Genomic DNA, 19,148 nt, shown 5'->3' on the forward strand with positions numbered 1-19,148 from the left:
ACAGTCAGTAACACGACAGCTACCCCAACCCGATGTGTCTGGCATCACCCATTCAGGAGGTTCGGGATGTTTTCAGCGAAGCGACTCGCCGCCAGCGCCGTCGTAACCGGCGCGGCCGCGGCCACCGTACTCGCCGGTGGCGGCACAGCACAGGCTGACGTGCCGGTATGGCAGGCCAACTGTCACGTGTACAACATCTTCAACACCGGCGGGATGTCCACCTGCGAGCTGCCGACCTGGCACCAGGTGAAGCTCACCTGCGTCGCATGGCCCATACCGTTCACCTACTGGAAGTACGGCCCGGCACACTATGGGCAGAACCAGTCCTGGGCCAGCTGCGACTCACTGGGCGCACTGGTGGGGATCGAGGTCATCCAGGCATAGGTCGAGCTCCGCCGACTGGCGATGACGCGCTCACGTGAAGCGAACGCGTGCGTTGTCGGCGGCGGACTCGATGGGGAACAGCGCCGGGAGCGGCTACCCCGCCCGGCTACTCGACCGGGCTGAAGCCCACCATCCACGGCACCCCGAACTTGTCGGTCACCATCCCGAACGCCTCCGACCATTCGGTCTTGCCGAAGGGCATGGTGATCTCGCCGCCCGCGCCGAGTTCGGTGAAGATGCGTTCGGCTTCCTCACGCAGGTCGAGGTCGACCGAGACCGCGTAGGGCGGGTTGGTGGTGTTCACCGTCTCGCCGGGTGGGCAGTCGGAGGCCATGAGCAGGTGGGCGGTGCCGCGCAGCGGGAGGGCTACGTGGGCGACGAGGTGCTTGGACTCGGCCGGGAGTTCGTCACCGCCGCCCATCTCGCCGAAGCGGGTGATGTCCAGTTCGCCGCCGAAGACGCTCTGGTAGAAGGTGAACGCCTCCTCGGCGTTGCCGTTGAAGATCAGGTACGGGTTCAGGTTCACGGTATGCCTCCTCACGCGCTGGCGGGTCGGGGAAACTGCAGCGGCCGCCGCCCCCGCAATGGAGACGACGGCCGCGGCCGGAACTCATCGGTGTTCAGTTGTAGATCGCGTCCACGTCGGTGGCGTACTGCTTCATGACCACCGCGCGCTTGAGCGACATCTTCGGGGTCAGCTCGCCACCCTCCTGGGTCCAGTCGACCGGCAGGATGCGGATCTTCTTGATCGCCTCGGCGTGCGAGACCAGCTTGTTGGTGGCGGCCACCGCCTCGTTGATCTCCGCGACCAGCTTCGGGTTCTCGATGATCTGCTCCATGGCGGTGTCGGCCGGAACGCCGTTGCGGTCCTTCCAGCCGGGCAGCGCCTCTTGGTCGAGGGTGATGAGCGCGCCGACGAACGGCTGGCCGTCGCCGACCACCATGACCTGGCTGATCAGCGGATGCTGACGCAGCGAGTCCTCGAGCATGGCCGGGGAGACGTTCTTGCCGCCCGCGGTGACGATGATCTCCTTCTTGCGGCCGACGATGGAGATGAAACCCTGCTCGTCGATGGCGCCCAGGTCACCGGTCTTGAACCAGCCGTCGGCGAACGCGTCGGCGGTGGCCTCCGGGTTGTTCCAGTAGCCCGCGAAGACGACCGGGCCCTTGATGAGCAGCTCGCCGTCCTCGGCGACCTTCGCGCCGTGCCCCGGCAGCGGACGGCCCACGGTGCCGACCTTGATGTGCTCGGGGGTGTTCACGCTGACGGCGGCGGTGGACTCGGTCAGACCGTAGCCCTCGTAGATGGTGACGCCCGCGCCGCGGAAGAAATGGCCCAGGCGCGCACCCAGGGGTCCGCCGCCGGAGACGGCGGAGGCGCAGCGGCCGCCCATGGCCTCGCGCAGCTTGCCGTACACCAGCTTGTCGAAGACGGTGTGCTTGAGCTTGAGCACGAAACCGGGGCCGCCGTTCTGCAGCGCCTCGGAGTACTGCACGGCCACATCGGCGGCGGCGTCGAAGATCTTGCCCTTGCCGCCGTCGTGCGCCTTCTGCTTGGCGCCGTTGAACACCTTCTCGAACACGCGCGGCACCGAGAGGATGAAGTCCGGCTTGTACTTGCCGAACTGCTCGACCAGCGTGGTCCAGTCGGCGGTGTGCGCCACGGTGACACCGGCGTCGAAGGCGGCCAGCGCCACGGCGCGGGCGAAGACGTGCGCCAGCGGCAGGAACAGCAGCGACTTGCGGTCGGGCCGCAGGAATTCGCTCATGGCGGAGCGGTCGGCGGCCGACTCGGCGTACAGGTTGGCATGCGAGAGCATGACGCCCTTGGGGCGGCCGGTGGTGCCGGAGGTGTAGATCAGGGTGGCCGGGGAGGCCGCCTTCACCTGGGCGCGGCGCTCGTGCACCACGCTGTCGTCGAGGTCCGCGCCGCGCTTGATCAGCTCGGCGACCGCGCCGCCCTCGATCTGGAGCACCTCGCCCAGGTCGCCCAGGCCGCCTTCGATCTCGCCGATGGTGGCGCGGTGCTGCTCGTTCTGGACGACGATCAGCTTGGTGGCCGAGTCGGACAGGATCCAGCGGCACTGCTCGGCCGAGGAGCTGTCGAAGATGGCGACGGTGCAGCCGCCGGCGGCCCAGATGGCGAAGTCGAGCACCACCCACTCGTAGCTGGTCGCGGCCATGATGGCGACGCGGTCGCCGAGCTCGATGCCGGAGGCCACGAACCCCTTGGCGACATCGGTCACGGTCTTGGCGAACTCCGTGGCCGTGACGTCGTTCCAGCCGCCGTTACCGTCCGGAGTGTTGAAGACGACCAGGTTCGGCGTCTCCTTCGCATGCCGGAACGCGCCGTCCGACATGTTCGCGTTCTCCGGAATGGTGTAGGTAGCCGGGACTTCGAACTCTCGCATCGCTGCCCTTCCACAGTGGGTTAACTCGCCAGTAATTTACGCCACGCTCCGGCGCAGCGCCCGGCGGGACCTGCGGAACACGTTCCGCGGCAGGCCGCCGGGCCGGGGTCACGGGTGCTCGGACACTATCCGATGGACCGTGTTTGCGCAGGTCGCAGGGCCTGCCGTAGGAACTCCGCGAGCTCGCGGGTCACCTGCGCGGCGGCTTCTACCAGAGTTGCCTGCGCTTGGGAGACGTGCCAGAGCCCACGGCTCTCGCTGAAGTCGACCGAAACATTGGAAGATTCCAGTTTCGTGACCAACCGCAGGCACTGACCGTGCAGCAGTTCGTCCACGTCGGCCTGCACATAGGTGGGCGGCAGGCCGTGCAGGTCGCCGAGCAGCGGCGCGTACCCGGGGTCGAGACCGTCGGCGTCACCCAGATAGGCGTCGGCGCAGGCGCGCGACCACGGCTTGGTGAGCACGAGATCGCTGGCGCGCTCGGGGATCTCGTTGGGATCGGACCACGGCGCGATCAGTCCGAGCGCGGCCGGGGTGAACCCGTGCCGGTCCCGCAACCGCAGCGCCAAGGCCAGCGACAGTCCGCCGCCGGCCGAATCACCGGCCACCGCAATGCGTTCCGGCCGGTAACCGGTGGCGACCAGATCCAGGAAGGCGGCCTCTGCGTCGTCGAGCGCGGCCGGGAAGGGATGTTCGGGCGCGAGCCGGTAGTCCGGCACGTGCACCCGGCAGCCGATCTCCCGGGCCAGCACCGCGGCCAGGGCGCGGTGCGTCACGGGAGAACCGACCGTGTACCCGCCGCCGTGCAGGTACAGCACGGTGATGGCGTCGGAAACCGGTCCGGCGGTGAGCCTTTCGGCGGGCCGCTCACCCAGGCGGATGCGCTCCACCCGGGTGCCGCGCGGCAGCAGCTGACCGGCCGCACCGGCGTCCATGAGCCGGCGCTGCACGGTGAACGGCAGCCGGGCGTTGAGCATGACACGGAACAGCGGTCGTAGTACCGCGCGGGCGACGGGCAGCGGCAGCGAGATCTCGGGCATGATCACTTTCAGGGCAGGGCGCGCTTCTGCACGACGGCGGCGATGCGCTGGTAGTACGAGGCGGTGGTGCGCACGAACAGGTCGAGAACCTTTGCCTCCCAACCGATCAACACCCGGCCGTGGCCCTTGCCGACGCCGTTCAGAATGGTCTCGGCGGCCATCTCGGGGGTGTGCATGGCGAGCTTGCTGTCGAACAGCGCGGCCAGGTTCTTCTGATCCAGGCCCTCGGCGACGGTGGCGTTGCGGGCCACGGCGGTCTTGATGCCGCCCGGATGCACGCAGGTCACCTTGACCGGGTCACCGCTCATGAGCATTTCCTGGCGCAATGCCTCGGTGAAGCCGCGCACCGCGAATTTGGCGGCATTGTAGGCACTCTGGCCGGGGACCGCGATCAGGCCGAAGAGGCTGGACACGTTCACCACGTGGCCCGCACCGGATTCGATCAGGTACGGCAGAAATGCCTTGGTGCCGTTGACGACTCCCCAGAAGTCGACGTCCATGATGCGTTCGATGTCTTTGAACTGCGTCGCGACCACGTCGCCGTGGTGGGCGATTCCGGCATTGTTGTAGATCTGGTTGACCTTGCCGAAATGCTCCTTGACCTGGTCGGCGTAGAGCAGCACGGCCTCACGCTCGGCCACATTGAGCCGGTCCGACTTGATCTGCACGCCGAACTTCTCACAGCGGCGCGCCGTTTCGGCCAGGCCCTCGGTATCGATATCGGAGAGCGCGAGTTTCGCACCGCGCCGGGCCAGCGCCTCGGCGAGGGCGCGGCCGATGCCGGATCCGGCGCCGGTGATCACGCAGACCTTGTCCTGGAAGTAAGCGTCGTTGCTCACGGTCACTCTTTCGGTTGGGGTGGACGGATTCAGGATGCCTTGGCGACGGCGGCGGTCGTGGTGTCGTACGCCGCGACGTCGAACTTCTCGAGCAGACTACGGAACCGGAAGGTGAAGTCCGGCCACAGCGTGGTGTTGTTGCCGTGTTTGTCGAGATACCAGCTGGCGCAGCCGCCGGTGCTCCACACGGAGCCGACCAGCTTCTTCTGCAATTCGGCGTTGAAGGCGTCCTGCACGTCCTGACGCACCTCCACGGTGCGCAGCCCCTGCTTGTCGATGGTGGCGACGGCGTCGGCGATGTAGTTGATCTGCGATTCGATCATGTACACCATCGAGGTGTGGCCCAGGCCCACGTTCGGGCCGAGCAGGAAGAACATATTCGGGTAATTGTGGATGGTCGAGCCCTTGTAGCCCTGCTGACCGGTGGCGTCGAAGATCTCGGCCAGGGTGCGGCCGTCGCGACCGGCGATGGTCTCGAACACCGGGGAGTCGGTGACGTGGAAGCCGGTGGCGACCACGATGGCGTCGACCTCGCGCTCCACCCCGTCCTTGGTGACGATGGAGTTGCCGGTGATCTCCTTGATGCCGTCGGTGACCACGTCCACGTTGTCCCGGGAGAGCGCCGGGTAGTAGTCGTTGGAGATCAGCATGCGCTTGCAGCCGATGCGGAAGTTCGGGGTGACCTTGCGGCGCAACTCCGGATCGCGCACCTCGGCGAGCAGCTTGGCGCGGGCGATGGTCTCCAGAATGCGCATGGCGGGCGGGAACTTGGCCAGGCCCACCACCTGGGTCTCGCGGGCGGCGTAGATGGCGGCGCGGGCGAGCGCCTGCACACCCGGGATGTACTTGAACGCCAGCTTCTCCGGGGCCAGGTAGGGCCGGTCCATGCGCGGCAGCAGCCACGGCGCGGTGCGCTGGTACACGTCCAGGTGCGCGACCTGCTTCGCGATATTCGGCACGATCTGGATCGCGGATGCGCCGGTGCCGATCACGGCGACGCGCTTGCCGGTCAGATCGGCGTCGTGGTTCCAGCGCGCGGAGTGGAAGATCTCGCCCTGGAATTCGTTGATGCCCTTGATATCCGGCAGGTTGGGCTCGCACAGCGCGCCCACGGCGGAGATCAGGATGTCGGCGGTGAACGCGCCCTGACTGGTCTGGATGTCCCAGCGCGCGGCGGCGTCGTTCCACTGCGCGCCGGTCATCTCGCAACCGAAGATGTGGCGGTCGCGTACGCCGTAGGAGTCGGCGACGCCCTGGATGTAGCGCTGGATCTCCGGCTGTTTGGAGAAGGAGCGGCTCCAGTCCGGGTTGAGCGCGAAGGAGTACGAGTACAGCTGGGAGGGCACATCGCAGGCCGCGCCCGGGTAGGTGTTGTCGCGCCAGGTGCCGCCGACATCGTGTCCGCGTTCCAGCACGAGGTAATCGTCGTGCCCCTGCTGACTCAGGCGGATCGCCATGCCCAGACCGGAAAACCCGCTGCCCACGATAACGATGCGGGAGTGACGGGCAGGCCGGTTGCCGACAGCTTTGTCTGTAACCTTGCGACTCATATAAGCGAGCGTAAGGGCTTATTGAGCGGGAGTCAACAGTATTGACTCACGTTCAGTAGTATCGGTGTGGTGAGTAGGGAACGCAGCCGGGACCGGACAGTATCCAAGCGTGTGCGCCTGAGCCCCGAGGAGCGCCGCCGACAGCTCATCACGCTGGGCGTGGAGATGCTGCGCGGACGCGCACTCGAAGACGTCTCCATCGGAGAGATCGCGGCCCAGGCCGGGATCTCACGCGGCCTGCTGTTCCACTATTTCCCGTCCAAACAGGACTTCCACCTGGCGATCGTCCAATACGCCAATGCCGAACTCCTGGAGAGGACCGCACCCGACCGCACCCTCCCGCTCTACGACATGCTGCGCGACGCGATCGAACGCTACGTCGACTACGTCAGCGAGAACCGCACCTCCTATCTGGCCCTGCTGCGCGGCCCGGCCAGCGCCAGCCCCGAGCTGGTCGCCTTGGTCACCCAGACCCGCCTCGCGCTCGTCGACCGCATCCTCACCGAATCCCCCATCGCCGTCGACGACCCGGACCGCCCCCGCCTGCGCCTGGCCGTGCGCGGCTGGATCGCCTTCGTCGAGGAGACCACCCTCACCTGGCTGCGTGAGGAACCCATCCCCCGCGAGGCGCTGGTCGACACGCTCGTCGACTCCCTCCCCGCCCTGGCGCTGAATCCGGTGCTCGCGGCGGCACTGCGCGCCTGACCGGCCGAACACCGACACCGTCCATCCCACCGCCACCGACACCCGACACCGACCACCACCGACCACCGCCGACGGCACGCACCGCCGTCGCGTCGCGCGCGGACTACCGCCGCCCGGCGACCCGACCGCAGGCAACGGCCGGGGCGGTCACGCTACGCGGCCGCGGCTGAGCCGCACCGACCGGGTACCGGGCGCATCCGTACCGCCGCCGCGGGCCGCACCGGACCGGGAGCAGACAGCCACCGCCGTCCCGGACCGGTCGGGGCAGACGTGCTCAGTGCGGTACCGAGACCGCCTCCACGAAGTGGGCGAGCTGCTCGTCGCTCACATTGCGGGCCAGGTCGGATTCGCAGATCATGCCGACCAGGCGTTTGCCGTTCCTGGTGTCGATGACCGGGAGGCGCTTGATCTGCGCGCGCTCCATCATCTCGAGCACCTCGGAGACATCGGTGTCGGCCGAGACCCAGCGCGGGGTGCCCTGCGCCAGATCGCCCGCCCGCACCCGGCTCGGGTCGTGGCCCTCGGCGATGCAGCGGACCACGATGTCGCGGTCGGTGAGCATGCCGATGAGGCGATCGTTATTGCAGATGGGCAGGGCGCCGACGTCCATATTGCGCATCAGCTGCGCGGCCCTGTCCAGGGTTTCGTCGGCCGGGACACAGGTGGCGTCCCGGTGCATGATGTCGCGTGCCTTCATGGCCTTCACAACAATCCTCCTGAGGGTGGGGTGAGTGAATCCGGCACTACTTCGGGCCGAATCCATCGTGACCCACCTCACAGCGGGGGTCAATGGTTGGATTTGCGGGCCGATAGCGGATGGAAGCCGCCGACGCCCGGAGCCGACGCCCGCACGGCCAGCGCGAGCAGGCCGTCCAATGCCAGGGCGAGCGCGGCGACCAGGATCGCGCCCACCAGCACCCGGTCGTATCGGTAGAGGCCGATACCGTCGAAGATGTAGCGGCCGAGCCCGCCGAGATTGACGTAGGCCGCGATGGTGGCGGTGGCGACCACCTGGAGGGTGGCGGCGCGCAGCCCGGTCAGCAGGATGGGCAGCGCATTGGGGGATTCCACGCGCAGCAGGATCTGATACTCGCGCATCCCCATGGCGCGGGAGGCGTCCACGACCAGCGGGTCCACATTCGCCACCCCGGCGTAGGCCCCGGCCAGCAGCGGCGGAACGCCCACGGTGATCAGCGCCAGCAGCGGCGGAACCAGACCCAGCCCCATGAGCAGCACCAGGAAGGTGAGCAGACCGAGGGTGGGCAACGCGCGCATGGCGTTGGCGAAGCCGACGATGAAGGCCGAGCCGCGCCGGGTGTGGCCGATGACCATGCCCAGCGGCACCGCCAGCGCCGCGGACAGGGCGACGGCCAGGAAGCTGTACCAGAGGTGCTCGCGCAGGCGGGCGGCGATACCGGCCGGGCCGGACCAGTTGTCGGCCGTGCTCAGATACTCCCAGGCTTGGACGAAAAGATTCATGCCGCACTGCCTTTCGAGGCAGCCGCGGCACCGTTCGGGGCCGCCGGGCCCTTGGCCGGATCGACCGCACCGCGTATCCGCTGCCGCATGCCGGACATACGACCGGTGCGCAGCCACGGCGTGGCGAGCCGACCCAGCAGGTAGAGCAGCCGGTCGATCACCAGGGCGAGCACCAGCACCACGATGATGCCCGCGATGATCTCGTCCGGATAGTCGCGCTGATACCCCTGGGTGAACAGCTTGCCGAGACCGCCGACGCCGATGAGCGCGCCCACGGTCACCATGGAGATATTGGTGACCGCCACCACCCGCAGATTCGCCACGAAAACCGGGAACGCCAGCGGGAATTCGACGGTGAGCACCCGGCGCAGGCTGGCGTAGCCGATGGCGTCGGCGGCGTCGAGCACCGCCGCGGGCACCGAATCCAGCGCCGTGGGCACCGCCACCACCAGCAGCGCCACCGAGTAGATGGTCAGCGCGATGATCACGTTCAACGGGTCGATGGTCGAAATGCCCAGCAGCGGAGGCAGAATCACGAACAGCGCCAGCGACGGAATGGTGTAGGCGACCCCGGCCGCGGTGACGGTTACCCGCCGCAGCCACGGAATCCGGTGCGCCACCGCACCCGCCGGAATGGCGATCACCAGGCCCAGCAGCAGCGGCACCAGCGCCAGCACCAGATGGGTGCGGGTGTATCCGGCGATCTCGCCGAAATTGTCGATGAGGTACCTCATCGCGCGCTGCCCACCGCGGGCGAGTCGTGGACGCACGTGAGCAGTGCGGCGGCGGGAGTCGGTGGGGCGGTGCCGCGGGCCGGCGTGGGGCGTGTCATCACGACTCCCGGTCGGCGGTCGACGATTCCTGGAAGTAGTGCTTGTTGCGGTCGGCGTCCTCGCCGGAGCGTTGGCGGGCCAGTGCCTCGAGCACGTCGCCGGCGTCGATGCCGCCGCGCACCGCGCCGGATTCGTCCACGGCCACCCCGATTCCCGACGGCGAGGAGACCGCGGCGTCCAGCGCGAGCCGCAGGTCGCCGTCCGGCGGGAACAGCGAGCCGCCCGCGGACATGCAGTCGGACAGCGAGTTTCCGGCGCGGAAGCCCTCCACCCCGGTGACGTCGATCCAGCCGAGCGGCTTGCGTTCGGAGTCCACCACGAGCACCCAGTCACCGAGCAGCAGCCGCAGGCCGCCGACCTGGTCCTCGGTCGCGGTGGCGATGCCGAGAACCGGCACGGTGTCGGCGGAGCGGAACGACAGCGCCCGGTAGCCCCGGTCGCGGCCGACGAATTCGGCGACGAAGTCGTTGGCGGGCTGGGCCAGCACATGGTCGGGGGTGTCGTACTGCTGGAGCACGCCACCCGGGCCGAAGACCGCGATGCGTTCGCCGAGGGTGACCGCTTCGTCGATGTCGTGGGTGACGAACACGATGGTCTTGTGCAATTCGGCTTGCAGCCGCAGCATTTCGGCTTGGAGTTCGGCGCGCACCACCGGATCCACCGCGCTGAACGGTTCATCCATGAGCAGGATGGGCGGATCGGCGGCCAGCGCCCGCGCCACCCCCACGCGCTGCTGCTGACCACCGGACAGCTGTGACGGATAGCGTTGCGCCAGGCCGCGATCCAGGCCGACCCGGTCCAGCACTTCCAGCGCCGCCCGGCGCGCCTGTTTGCGCCGCACCCCCTGGAGTACCGGCACCGTGGCCACGTTGTCGAGGACGGTGCGGTGCGGGAGCAGGCCCGCGCTCTGGATGACGTAGCCGATACCGAGCCGCAGCTTCACCGGGTCGGTCGCCGAAATATCCTGTCCGGCAACGGTGATCGTCCCCGAGGTGGGGGCGATCATTCGATTGATCATGCGCATCGAGGTGGTCTTGCCGCAGCCGGACGGGCCGACGAAGACAGTGAAGGAACCGGAGTCGATGCGCAGGTCCAGATCGTGTACGGCGGTGGTGCCGTCCGGATAGGTCTTGGTGACACCGCGGAACTCGATATCGGACACGTGGTCCTCCCTATGCGATCGGCTTGTCGAGCCCCTGCGCCCGCACCCAGTCCGCCGCCGCGGCGGCCGGTTCGGTCTTGCTCGCGCCCGAGACCGCGGTATTGAGCGAAATCAGTTCCTCCGTGGTGAGTTTCGCCGAAACGGCATCGAGCACGGCCACCAGCTTGTCGCTCTTCTTGGCGGCGTTGAACAGCGGAACCACGTTCTGGGCGGCGAAGTTGTTCTTCGGATCGGCCAGCACCACCAGGTCGTTCTCCGCGATGGCGGGCGAGGTGGTGAAGATGTCGGCGGCCGTCACCTGACCTTCGACGAGCGCGCGCACCGTGGCCGGGCCGCCGCCGTCGGCGATCGGCACGAAGTTGCTCGGCGCGATGTCGAGGTCGTAGTTCTCCTTCAGCCCCGGCAGACCGCCCGGCCGCTCCTGGAATTCCGCGGGCGCGGCGAACTTGACCTCGGCCGAGTACGGGGCCAGATCGCCGATGGTCCGCAGGTTCCAGCGGTCGGCGGTGGCGCGGGTGACCACCACGGCGTCGGAGTCCTGGGCGGGCGCCGGCTCGGCGATGGCGAGCTGATCGCCCAGCGCGGCGGCGAGCGCGGCGTTCACCTCGTCGGCGGAGGTGGCGGTCGCCTCGGCGTCCAGGTACTGGAGCAGATTGCCGGTGTAGTCGGGCACCAGGCCGATCGAGCAGCTGCGCAGCGCCGGGACGTAGGCTTCGCGGCTACCGATATTGAGCTTGGTGTCGACGCTGAAACCGTTGGCGCGCAGGGCTTCCGCGTAGATGTTGGCGACAGTCTCGGATTCCGGGAAGTTGGCCGATCCGACCGTGACCTGATTCTCGTCGGTGCTGCAGCTGCCGCCACCGCCCGAGAGCGGATCGGAGTCGCCGCACGCCGTGAGCGCCATGGCGGCCGCCAGTGCGACGGCCGCGGCGACCACCCGGGCAACGGTGAAAGCGGGGCGTAGTCCGCGGCGGCCACGCGTGGTGATCGGGGATTTCACAACTGTCCTTCCGACATCCCAGCGGATCGACAGCGGCCACGGGATGGGAAGACCGGACCGCTCATGAGTGTCCATATTGCCTGGCTCGCCGAATTGTCGCTGGCTTCTGCTGGGCGTTTCGCGCAATCGAGTGTGCCGCTGTCCACCGCCCGTGCCATCGCCAGGCAGACTGTCGCACATGTTCGGCGCAACGGTTCGCTTCGGGCGGAATGGTTTCGGTCGGCTGCTCGGTGCGGCCCTGGTGGTGATGTCGGCGGCGATGACGTCCTGTGCTCGCGATGACGACGGCCCGGTCATCGTGGTGGGCGCGGGTGATTCCGCGCAGGCCCGGGTGGTCGCCGAGATCTACGCGGGCGCGCTGGCGCGGGCCGGAGCCCGCACCGCCGTCGCACCCGATCTCGGCACCCGCGCCGAGTACCTCGCCGCACTCGACGCCGCCACCATCACCGTGACCAGCGACGACACCGGCGACCTGCTGCGCGCACTGCATCCCGACGCCACCGCGACCGCACCGGCGAAGGTCCTGGAAGGCGTGTACGCCGCCCTGCCCGAGGGCCTGGTGGTCTCCGACTCCGCCGAAGGCACCGATCTGCGCGTCACGGTCGCCGCCCGCACCATCGAGAATCTCCCCGCCACCCTGACCGACCTGGCTCCCCGCTGCGCCGACCTGCGGGTGGGCATCACCACCGGTCCACCCACCGATCCGCTGCGCCCCGCCCTCGACCCCGACCGGGACGTGCGGGAACCGCTGCGAAACACCTACGGCTGCAACCTCACCCAGGTCACCGAGTACGCCGACGACAGCGCGGCCCGCGCCGCCCTCCTGTCCGGCGACATCCAGGCGGCCGTACTCACGGTCCCGCCGACCTTCCTGCCCGGCCCCGCCCCCGAGACCCTCACCACCATCGCCGACCCCGACTACGCCTTCCGCGCCCAGCAGGTCCTCCCCGTCCTCCGCAAGGGTGCGCTCACCGGCGACCAGACCCGGAAACTGAACTATGTGGCGGGCGAACTCACCACCGCCGACCTCGCCACCATGGTCCGTCAGGTCCGCGACGACAACGCCTCTCCCGCCGACCTGGCCCGCGCCTGGCTCGACGCGCACGCCCTGTAGCCGCGCACGCCGCGACAACGCCCGCCACCGAGCGACGGCCTCGTCGCGGGCATCCCGGTCGCCGCCACCCGCGGCAACCAGCACCGGACAAGATTCGGTGCAGTGCCCCCGCACCCGCCGGGGACTCCAGAACCCACCGCGTATCCGGCGACAATGTGGGGCGGCCGAAGCGAAGGACGGGGTCCGGCTCCCTGGAGCCGGACCCCGTCCTCGTGAAACGTCTGCGGGCTACGCGACGCCCTCGGCGCGGGCGGTGGCCGCGACGGCCTCGGCGACGGCCGGGGCCACGCGCGGGTCGAGGGGGCTCGGGATGATCTTGTCGGCGGAGAGTTCGTCGGCGACGACACCGAAGATGGCGTCGGCGGCGGCGACCTTCATGCCCTCGGTGATGCGGCGGGCTCCGGCGTCCAGCGCGCCCTTGAAGACACCGGGGAAGGCGAGCACGTTGTTGATCTGGTTCGGGAAGTCGCTGCGGCCGGTCGCCACGATGGCGGCGTACTTGGCGGCCACCTCCGGGTGGATCTCCGGATTCGGGTTGGACATGGCGAAGACGATGGACTCGGGCGCCATGGCGGCGATGAGCTCCTCGGCGACGGTGCCCGCCGACAGCCCGAGGAACACGTCCGCGCCCGCCAGCGCCTCGGCCGCGCCGCCGGTGACATTGCGCGGGTTGGTGCGCTGGGCCAGTTCGGCCTTGACCTCGTTGAGGTCGGTGCGGTCCTGGCTCACCACGCCCTTGGAGTCGAGCACGATGATGTCGGAGACACCGGCGGCCAGCAGGATGTTCGTGCAGGCCACACCGGCCGCGCCGGCACCGGAGACCACGACCTTCATGGCGGACATGTCACGCTGCTGCAGTGCGGCCGCGCCTTTCAGGGCGGCCAGCACCACGATGGCGGTGCCGTGCTGGTCGTCGTGCATGACCGGGCAGTCCAGCGCCTCGATGACGCGCTTCTCGATCTCGAAGCAGCGCGGGGCGGAGATGTCCTCCAGGTTCACCGCGCCGAAACTCGGGCGCAGGCGGATCAGGGTCTCCACGATGGCGTCCGGATCCTTGGTGTCGAGCACCAGCGGGATGGAGTCGAGACCGGCGAACTTCTTGAACAGCGCCGCCTTGCCCTCCATGACGGGCAGCGAGGCGCGCGCGCCGATATCGCCCAGGCCGAGTACGGCGGTGCCGTCGGAGACCACCACGACCAGGCGCTCGGCCCAGGTGTAGGTCTTGGCCAGGGATTCGTCCTCGGCGATGCCGAGGCACACCTTCGCCACCCCGGGGGTGTAGGCGATGGACAGGTCGCGCTGGGTCTCGAGTGGTGCGGTGAGTTCGACCGACAGCTTGCCACCGAGGTGACCCGCGAAAATTTCTTCCGTGGTGATGTCGGCCAGATTCGCCGCATTGGTCGACGGGGTCGCGGTGGCGTTCACTGCTTCAGTCACGGGTGACACGATTTCACTCCTGCTCGGTGCGGACTCAACCGTTTGACGGTTACCGTTCGGTAATAGGTATTAATGGTTTTCGGGGGCTCTGAGATGCGCTGACCACGCCGTCGAAACGCACTGTGCCACTGTCGTCGTTCGACATCATTCAGGCAAGGGTTCGACGGTTTGGAAAGAGCGTGTCGCTGCACAGATCGTCGAGCGAGAAAACCGGACGGGTGTGTCCGGGCATGGTGCCGGGGTGATCGTGATCACCGGATCTCCCGACCGGCTGGGGTGGCAGCGGACGGGGATCGTCATATCTTGCCAGCAGCCACGACGACGTGCCAAATCGGCCCCGTCGGCCCGTCCGCTCATTCACCATTTTCAGAGCTTAGTGGACGGTAATTAACCGGAGGTAAGGGAGAACTCGCACGACCGCGTCACGATTCGGTGAGACATCGCAATGCGGTCTACTCGGCCGCGGTGAGTTCCCCCGCGGACGCGTTCGCGGGCGACCGGTCGGATCGGACCCACACCGAGTCCAACCCGCCGGACACCAGCCGCACCCGCCCCGCGCGAGTGCGGCCCGGATGGTCCGTCCGGCGATGCATGCCGCGGGTCTCGGTGCGCGCCAGCGCGCTGTACTTGGTCCACCGCGCCACCGCCAGCAGCGCCGCCGCCTGCCGGGCGCGCAACCGGGCCGCACCGCCGCCGCCCAGATCGAACCGCGCGCCCGGCCATACGCCGTCCAGTTCGCCGATGCTGTCGCGCAGGCTGCCCTCGCTGCGCCAGTACGAGCGCCGCAGCGGCAGGGTGTGCTCCTGCACCAGCCCGATCACCGCGCGCGGATCGATGCCGGGCCGCTCGCCCAGCCCGGCCCCGGGTACCGCGCGCGTCTTGCCGATCTTGCGCCGCTCCAGCGCGAACCTGGCCGCGGCGGCACCCGACCACACTCCGGAGGAGATCGCCCACGCCCCGTTCTGCCCGCCGAACCCGCTCACCGCGCCGGTGATCGGCTCCCGCGTGGTCACATCGCCCGCGCCGTAGAGGCCCGGCAGATTGGTGGCGCAGTCGGGTCCGGTCAGCCGCAGACCGCCGGTTCCACGCACCGTCCCCTCCAGCACCGCCCGCAGCGGCACCCGCCCGGCCGCGTCCAGGCCGCCCGCGCGGATCAGCTGGGCGCGCAGGGCGTCCGGCAGGTCGTCGGCGAGGGCGAAGACCCGGCGGCCGTCCGCGATGGCGGCGAACGCCTCGGCCCGGGAACCGAATTCGCGACCGCGGCCCGCCGCCCGGCCGTCGGCGTGCGCGGTCGCCAGGTACATCAGCAGATCCGGCGCGAAGACCGCGGGCGCGCCGCCGGGCCCGGCGGGGGCCAGGGCGTAGGCGCTGGAGAATTCCATCCCCGAGAGTTCGGCTCCGGCCTCGGCGGCCATGAGCAGTCCGTCGCCGGTGTCCACGTCGGTGCCCGCACCGCCGGACAGGAAGGCGCAGCCGCCGGTGGCCACCACCACGGCGGCGGCCCGGGCGGTCCAGGCGCGGTGCTCCCTGGCCAGGGCGATCCCGGCGGCGCCGGAAACCATGCCGTCACGGTCGGCGAGCAGTTGCAGGGCGGGATGCTGGTCGAGAATCCGCACGCCCGCGATCACCATGCTGCGCCGCATGCGGCCGAGGTACGCGGCGCCGTCGAGCACCACCCGGGTCGGCCCGGCCGCCGCTTCGCCGCCGATCCGGAACCCGCGGCGCACCAATTGGTCCACGCGCCGGTGCGTCTCGTCGAGCACCCGGTACATCCATTCCGGATCGCCCAGACCCTTGCCGCCCGCGAAGCCCTGCCGCACCGCCTCGTCGCGGGCCGGGCCGGGCGGCAGATTCCAGAGCGAGACGGTGCCGCAGGCGGTGGGGCCGCTGGCCCCCGCGCGCGCCTTGTCGACCACGAGAACCCGAGCGCCGCGCGCGGCCGCCGCCAGTGCCGCCCAGCACCCGGCCGGGCCACCGCCCAGCACGAGCACATCGGCCTCGAATTCGGTCATATCGACAAATGTTCGACCACAGTTCAACTGGCCGCAACCGTTATCGGCATTCCGATTTCCGCACCGAGACGCAGTTGTTATCGATTACTCGGGAAATAGATTTCACACGCCGACGGCTTCCTCGATTTCCGCCTCGATCTCGTCCTCGGTCGGCTGCCGCGACCGCTCGGATCGCGCGCGTTCGTAGCGCGCCGCCACCACCACCGACGCCAGCCCGGCGGCCAGCCACAGCAGCAGGCTCAGCAGCCGTCCGCCCAGTCCGGCGTTGTCGAAGTAGAGCAGCCCGCGCGCTCCCTCCACGAAGCCCGCGCCGTTCCAGAAGGCGTGCAGCGCACCGAAGAAACCGTTCTGGAGTTCGGGGCCGTACACACCGCCCGCGGTGGTGAAGTTGAGCATGACGAACAGCACCATGAGTGCGAGCGTGGTCCACCGCTGTAGGAAGGTGTGCAGGCCGAGGCCCACCGCCACGATGCCCGCGTTGTAGAGCAGCCCCAGGCCCCAGACTCCGGCGTAGCCGTGGTCCACGATGTGGAAGACCGGCCCGGCCAACACGATGCCGATCACGCTCACCGCCAGCGACATGCCCAGTCCGATCAGTGCGCGCACTCCCATCGGCAGCGCGGCACCGGCCGCACCGATCACCGCGACGCTGGTGTAGGAGCCGATGCTCAGCGCGACCAGCAGGAAGAACAGACCCTGCGCGGTGGGATCGCCCGCGGCGGGGGCGGCCACGTCGGTGACGGTCAGGGGTGCGCCCTGCCGCGCGGCGACCTGGCCGAAGACGGCCTCGACGGCCATGGCGGTGGTGTCCGATCCGGCCTTGGCGACCAGCAGTTCGGGACGTCCGGGGGCGGGCAGGTACGCGCCGGAGAGTTCGCGGTCGCGCAGTCGCGCCACGGCCTGGCCCCGGTCGGGCAGGGTCACCACCTCGAGCGCGGTTTCGCCGCCGTCCTTCAGGGTCTGGGCGAGGACCTTCACCTCCGGGCTGTCACCGATGACGGCGACCCGGAGGTGGTTGGGTTCGGGCTGATGGAACGCTCCGAGGTAGGCGAGGCCCATGCCGAGGCACATGAGCAGGGGTGTGAGCAGGTGACCGGCGAGATGCCGCAGCTGGGGCGAGGCCATACACTCTCCAATGGTTGGTAAATACAACTATTATCGTTGTATGATACAACCATGAATTCCGAGCCCGCCTACCCCACCCGCGCGGCGGCCATTCAGAGCATTCAACGCGAACTCACCGCCTTCGCCCGCCGCGCCCGCGGCAGATCGGCGGAGCTGCATCCGGAACTGTCCCTGGTGGCGTTCACCATCCTGGACCTGGTGATCGAACGCGACGGCTGTCTGGCCTCCGACCTGGCCCAGCACTTCGCCCTGGACAAATCCACCGTGAGCCGCCAGGTCAGCGCCCTCGAGCAAGCGAACTACCTACGGCGCGAAGTGGATCCGACCAACCGGCGCAATCACGTACTGCACGCCACCGCGGCCGGGCGCGAGATCGCGCGGGAGGCCGACGAACGACGGCGGGAAGCGTTCACCCTGCGCTTCCTGGACTGGGAGGACGCCGACGTCGCCCGGTTCGCGGACTATCTGCGCCGCTACAACGACAGCGACTGACGCCGAACTCGGGCCGCCACCACCCGCACCCGTGCACCCCCCGCCATGCCGATCGGCCGACGCGCCGGTCTTCCGCCGCGCACGTCCATACCGGGCCGCCGCGTCATTCCCGCGACACCGGGCTCCGCGACAGCCGACGCCGACGCAGCGCACGATCGCATAGCCGCGCCGGAGACCCACCGTCACACCGCGCCTAATCCCACCACTGTGTCCACAGCAGCGCCGAGACCGTCGCCAGTACGATCACCGCGCCGACCAGCGTGGCACCCCAGGTCCGTCGACGATCGGCGTAGACCTGCACACCGACCGCCAGCACCGCCGCCGCGATATGCCAGGCGATCACGCCCGCGCCCGGCCCCGGGAATCCCCTGCGCGCCCCCAGGATTCCCGCCCCCAACACCGTCGCCGCCAGCACCACCGTCCCCCCGACGACGACGCCGCTCAACCCCCGCACCACCCTCATGAAGTCCCCTTGGAGATCACCGGCACACCCGTCGCCTTGCCCACCAATTCCTCGAACTGCTCCGGGTCGGTGGTGAACTCACCGATGCGGATGGTCTTGTTGCTGCCGTGGTAGTCGGAGGAGCCCGTGGTCAGCAGGCCCAGTTCCGCCGCCAGTTCGGAGAGCACGGCGCGATCGGCGGCATTGTGATCGGGATGGTCGATCTCCAGGCCGCCAAGGCCGATGGCGGCCAGATCGCGGATATCGTCCAGCGCCAGCAGCCGTCCGCGCTTGCGGGCGCGCGCGTGCGCCACCACGCTCACGCCCCCGGCCGAGGCGACCATTTCCACCGCGCGCCGCAGCGGGGTATCGGCCTTCTCCACGTAGTACCGGCCGTGCGAGGCGAGCAGATCCTGGAAGGCCGCGTCCACGCTCGGCACCACCCCGGCCGCCACCAGCGCCCGCGCCAGATGCGGCCGGCCCGCCGACGGCCCCACCGAGGCCATCAACTCCTCCGGGTCGACGGGCAGGCCGTCGGCCGCCATGCGCTCGGCCATCCCGCGCAGCCGGACCACGCGTTCGGCGCGCAGCCGCTCCCGCTCCTGCGCGAACGACTCGTCGGACGGATCGAACAGGTATGCCAGCAGATGCACCGGCACCGGATACCCGTCCTCCCCCATGCCAACACACGACAGCTCCATCCCCCGCACCAGCGACATGCCCGGCGGCAGCGCCTCGACCGCAGCCGCCCAGCCGGAGGTGGTGTCGTGGTCGGTCAGCGCCACCACGTCCAGCCCGGCGGCCGCGGCATTGCGGACCAGTTCGGCCGGGGTGTCGGTGCCGTCGGAGGCGGTGGAATGAGTGTGAAGATCGATGCGCACGGATCCATCTTGCCTGCGCCGGTATCGATCTTGTACGCCCCCGCCCGTCGCGCGCGGTTCCACCGACCCCGGACCGCTCGCCGATAGCATCGGGCCGTGCCCACCATCCCGCCGCCGTCGTTCCGCGCGCCGCGCCGCCCCGCCGACGGGGAACGCCCGCGCAACCCGGTGCCGACCGCGCGCGACGTCGTGGACTGCGGGGTGCTGGTGGTGCTGTTCCGGCGCAACAAGTGGTTGTGAGC

The 19,148-nt window shown here is 69.3% G+C and carries 20 protein-coding genes; 5 read left to right on the plus strand and 15 right to left on the minus strand.

Annotation, left to right across the window (positions count from 1 at the left end; genetic code table 11):
• Positions 1 to 66 precede the first annotated feature (66 nt).
• A complete protein-coding gene (locus QMO76_RS08960; RefSeq protein WP_306360730.1) occupies positions 67 to 384 on the plus strand; it encodes a hypothetical protein in 318 nt (105 codons plus the stop codon).
• Positions 385 to 490: 106 nt separating this feature from the next.
• Here QMO76_RS08960 and QMO76_RS08965 read toward each other — a convergent pair whose 3' ends face one another.
• The 5 genes from QMO76_RS08965 to QMO76_RS08985 form a co-directional block, all read right to left on the minus strand.
• Entirely contained in the window at positions 491 to 910 is a 420-nt protein-coding gene (locus QMO76_RS08965) for a VOC family protein (protein WP_306360731.1), read from the minus strand.
• Positions 911 to 1,004: 94 nt separating this feature from the next.
• On the minus strand, positions 1,005 to 2,795 hold the full coding sequence (locus QMO76_RS08970; RefSeq protein WP_306360732.1) for a long-chain fatty acid--CoA ligase: 1,791 nt from the start codon (positions 2,793 to 2,795) through the stop codon (positions 1,005 to 1,007).
• A 125-nt stretch (positions 2,796 to 2,920) separates the two neighbouring features.
• Positions 2,921 to 3,835 carry an alpha/beta hydrolase gene (locus QMO76_RS08975; RefSeq protein ID WP_306360733.1) on the minus strand — a complete coding sequence of 305 codons (915 nt, stop codon included), beginning with the start codon at positions 3,833 to 3,835 and terminating at the stop codon, positions 2,921 to 2,923.
• A gap of 8 nt (positions 3,836 to 3,843) precedes the next feature.
• Complete coding sequence (locus tag QMO76_RS08980; RefSeq protein WP_306360734.1) at positions 3,844 to 4,674, minus strand: SDR family oxidoreductase; 831 nt, start codon at positions 4,672 to 4,674, stop codon at positions 3,844 to 3,846.
• A gap of 29 nt (positions 4,675 to 4,703) precedes the next feature.
• Positions 4,704 to 6,224, minus strand: coding sequence for an NAD(P)/FAD-dependent oxidoreductase (locus QMO76_RS08985; protein WP_306360735.1), 1,521 nt, complete (start codon positions 6,222 to 6,224; stop codon positions 4,704 to 4,706).
• Between the two features lie 69 nt (positions 6,225 to 6,293).
• Here QMO76_RS08985 and QMO76_RS08990 point away from each other — a divergent pair, with 69 nt between their 5' ends.
• Positions 6,294 to 6,929, plus strand: a complete 636-nt coding sequence (locus tag QMO76_RS08990; RefSeq protein WP_306360736.1) for a TetR/AcrR family transcriptional regulator — start codon at positions 6,294 to 6,296, stop codon at positions 6,927 to 6,929.
• A 274-nt stretch (positions 6,930 to 7,203) separates the two neighbouring features.
• Here the strand turns inward: QMO76_RS08990 and QMO76_RS08995 are convergent, their stop codons facing one another.
• The 5 genes from QMO76_RS08995 to QMO76_RS09015 form a co-directional block, all read right to left on the minus strand.
• Positions 7,204 to 7,626, minus strand: a complete 423-nt coding sequence (locus QMO76_RS08995; protein WP_306361128.1) for a CBS domain-containing protein — start codon at positions 7,624 to 7,626, stop codon at positions 7,204 to 7,206.
• An 89-nt stretch (positions 7,627 to 7,715) separates the two neighbouring features.
• Positions 7,716 to 8,408 carry an ABC transporter permease gene (locus tag QMO76_RS09000; protein ID WP_306360737.1) on the minus strand — a complete coding sequence of 231 codons (693 nt, stop codon included), beginning with the start codon at positions 8,406 to 8,408 and terminating at the stop codon, positions 7,716 to 7,718.
• Positions 8,405 to 9,142, minus strand: a complete 738-nt coding sequence (locus QMO76_RS09005; RefSeq protein ID WP_306360738.1) for an ABC transporter permease — start codon at positions 9,140 to 9,142, stop codon at positions 8,405 to 8,407. The genes QMO76_RS09000 and QMO76_RS09005 overlap by 4 nt, the downstream gene beginning before the upstream one ends.
• 97 nt (positions 9,143 to 9,239) lie before the next feature.
• Positions 9,240 to 10,403 (minus strand): ABC transporter ATP-binding protein, encoded by a 1,164-nt coding sequence (locus tag QMO76_RS09010; protein WP_306360739.1) that lies wholly within the window; start codon positions 10,401 to 10,403, stop codon positions 9,240 to 9,242.
• 10 nt (positions 10,404 to 10,413) lie between these two features.
• Positions 10,414 to 11,307, minus strand: coding sequence for an ABC transporter substrate-binding protein (locus QMO76_RS09015; protein WP_306361129.1), 894 nt, complete (start codon positions 11,305 to 11,307; stop codon positions 10,414 to 10,416).
• A 274-nt stretch (positions 11,308 to 11,581) separates the two neighbouring features.
• Here QMO76_RS09015 and QMO76_RS09020 point away from each other — a divergent pair, with 274 nt between their 5' ends.
• Positions 11,582 to 12,517: a glycine betaine ABC transporter substrate-binding protein gene (locus QMO76_RS09020; protein WP_306360740.1), complete on the plus strand. Its 936-nt coding sequence runs from the start codon at positions 11,582 to 11,584 to the stop codon at positions 12,515 to 12,517.
• A gap of 228 nt (positions 12,518 to 12,745) precedes the next feature.
• Here QMO76_RS09020 and QMO76_RS09025 read toward each other — a convergent pair whose 3' ends face one another.
• The 3 genes from QMO76_RS09025 to QMO76_RS09035 form a co-directional block, all read right to left on the minus strand.
• Positions 12,746 to 13,954 (minus strand): NADP-dependent malic enzyme, encoded by a 1,209-nt coding sequence (locus QMO76_RS09025; protein ID WP_306360741.1) that lies wholly within the window; start codon positions 13,952 to 13,954, stop codon positions 12,746 to 12,748.
• Positions 13,955 to 14,406: 452 nt separating this feature from the next.
• Positions 14,407 to 15,966, minus strand: a complete 1,560-nt coding sequence (locus QMO76_RS09030) for an FAD-binding protein (protein ID WP_306360742.1) — start codon at positions 15,964 to 15,966, stop codon at positions 14,407 to 14,409.
• Positions 15,967 to 16,068: 102 nt separating this feature from the next.
• The gene (locus tag QMO76_RS09035; RefSeq protein WP_306360743.1) at positions 16,069 to 17,091 is read right to left on the minus strand and encodes a hypothetical protein; all 1,023 of its coding nucleotides are present in this window, start codon (positions 17,089 to 17,091) and stop codon (positions 16,069 to 16,071) included.
• Between the two features lie 51 nt (positions 17,092 to 17,142).
• On the opposite strand from QMO76_RS09035, the gene QMO76_RS09040 reads away from it, so the two are divergent.
• Positions 17,143 to 17,583, plus strand: coding sequence for a MarR family winged helix-turn-helix transcriptional regulator (locus tag QMO76_RS09040; protein WP_306360744.1), 441 nt, complete (start codon positions 17,143 to 17,145; stop codon positions 17,581 to 17,583).
• Between the two features lie 193 nt (positions 17,584 to 17,776).
• On the opposite strand, the gene QMO76_RS09045 is transcribed toward QMO76_RS09040, so the two are convergent.
• Both QMO76_RS09045 and QMO76_RS09050 read right to left on the minus strand, forming a co-directional pair.
• Positions 17,777 to 18,046 carry a hypothetical protein gene (locus QMO76_RS09045; protein WP_306360745.1) on the minus strand — a complete coding sequence of 90 codons (270 nt, stop codon included), beginning with the start codon at positions 18,044 to 18,046 and terminating at the stop codon, positions 17,777 to 17,779.
• Positions 18,043 to 18,906 carry a PHP domain-containing protein gene (locus QMO76_RS09050; protein WP_306360746.1) on the minus strand — a complete coding sequence of 288 codons (864 nt, stop codon included), beginning with the start codon at positions 18,904 to 18,906 and terminating at the stop codon, positions 18,043 to 18,045. The genes QMO76_RS09045 and QMO76_RS09050 overlap by 4 nt, the downstream gene beginning before the upstream one ends.
• A gap of 96 nt (positions 18,907 to 19,002) precedes the next feature.
• Between QMO76_RS09050 and QMO76_RS09055 the strand changes: the two genes are divergently transcribed.
• A complete protein-coding gene (locus QMO76_RS09055; protein ID WP_306360747.1) occupies positions 19,003 to 19,146 on the plus strand; it encodes a hypothetical protein in 144 nt (47 codons plus the stop codon).
• The last annotated feature ends 2 nt before the right edge of the window (positions 19,147 to 19,148 follow it).

Source organism: Nocardia sp. CC227C (genome assembly GCF_030767025.1).
Taxonomy (GTDB): Bacteria; Actinomycetota; Actinomycetes; order Mycobacteriales; family Mycobacteriaceae; genus Nocardia.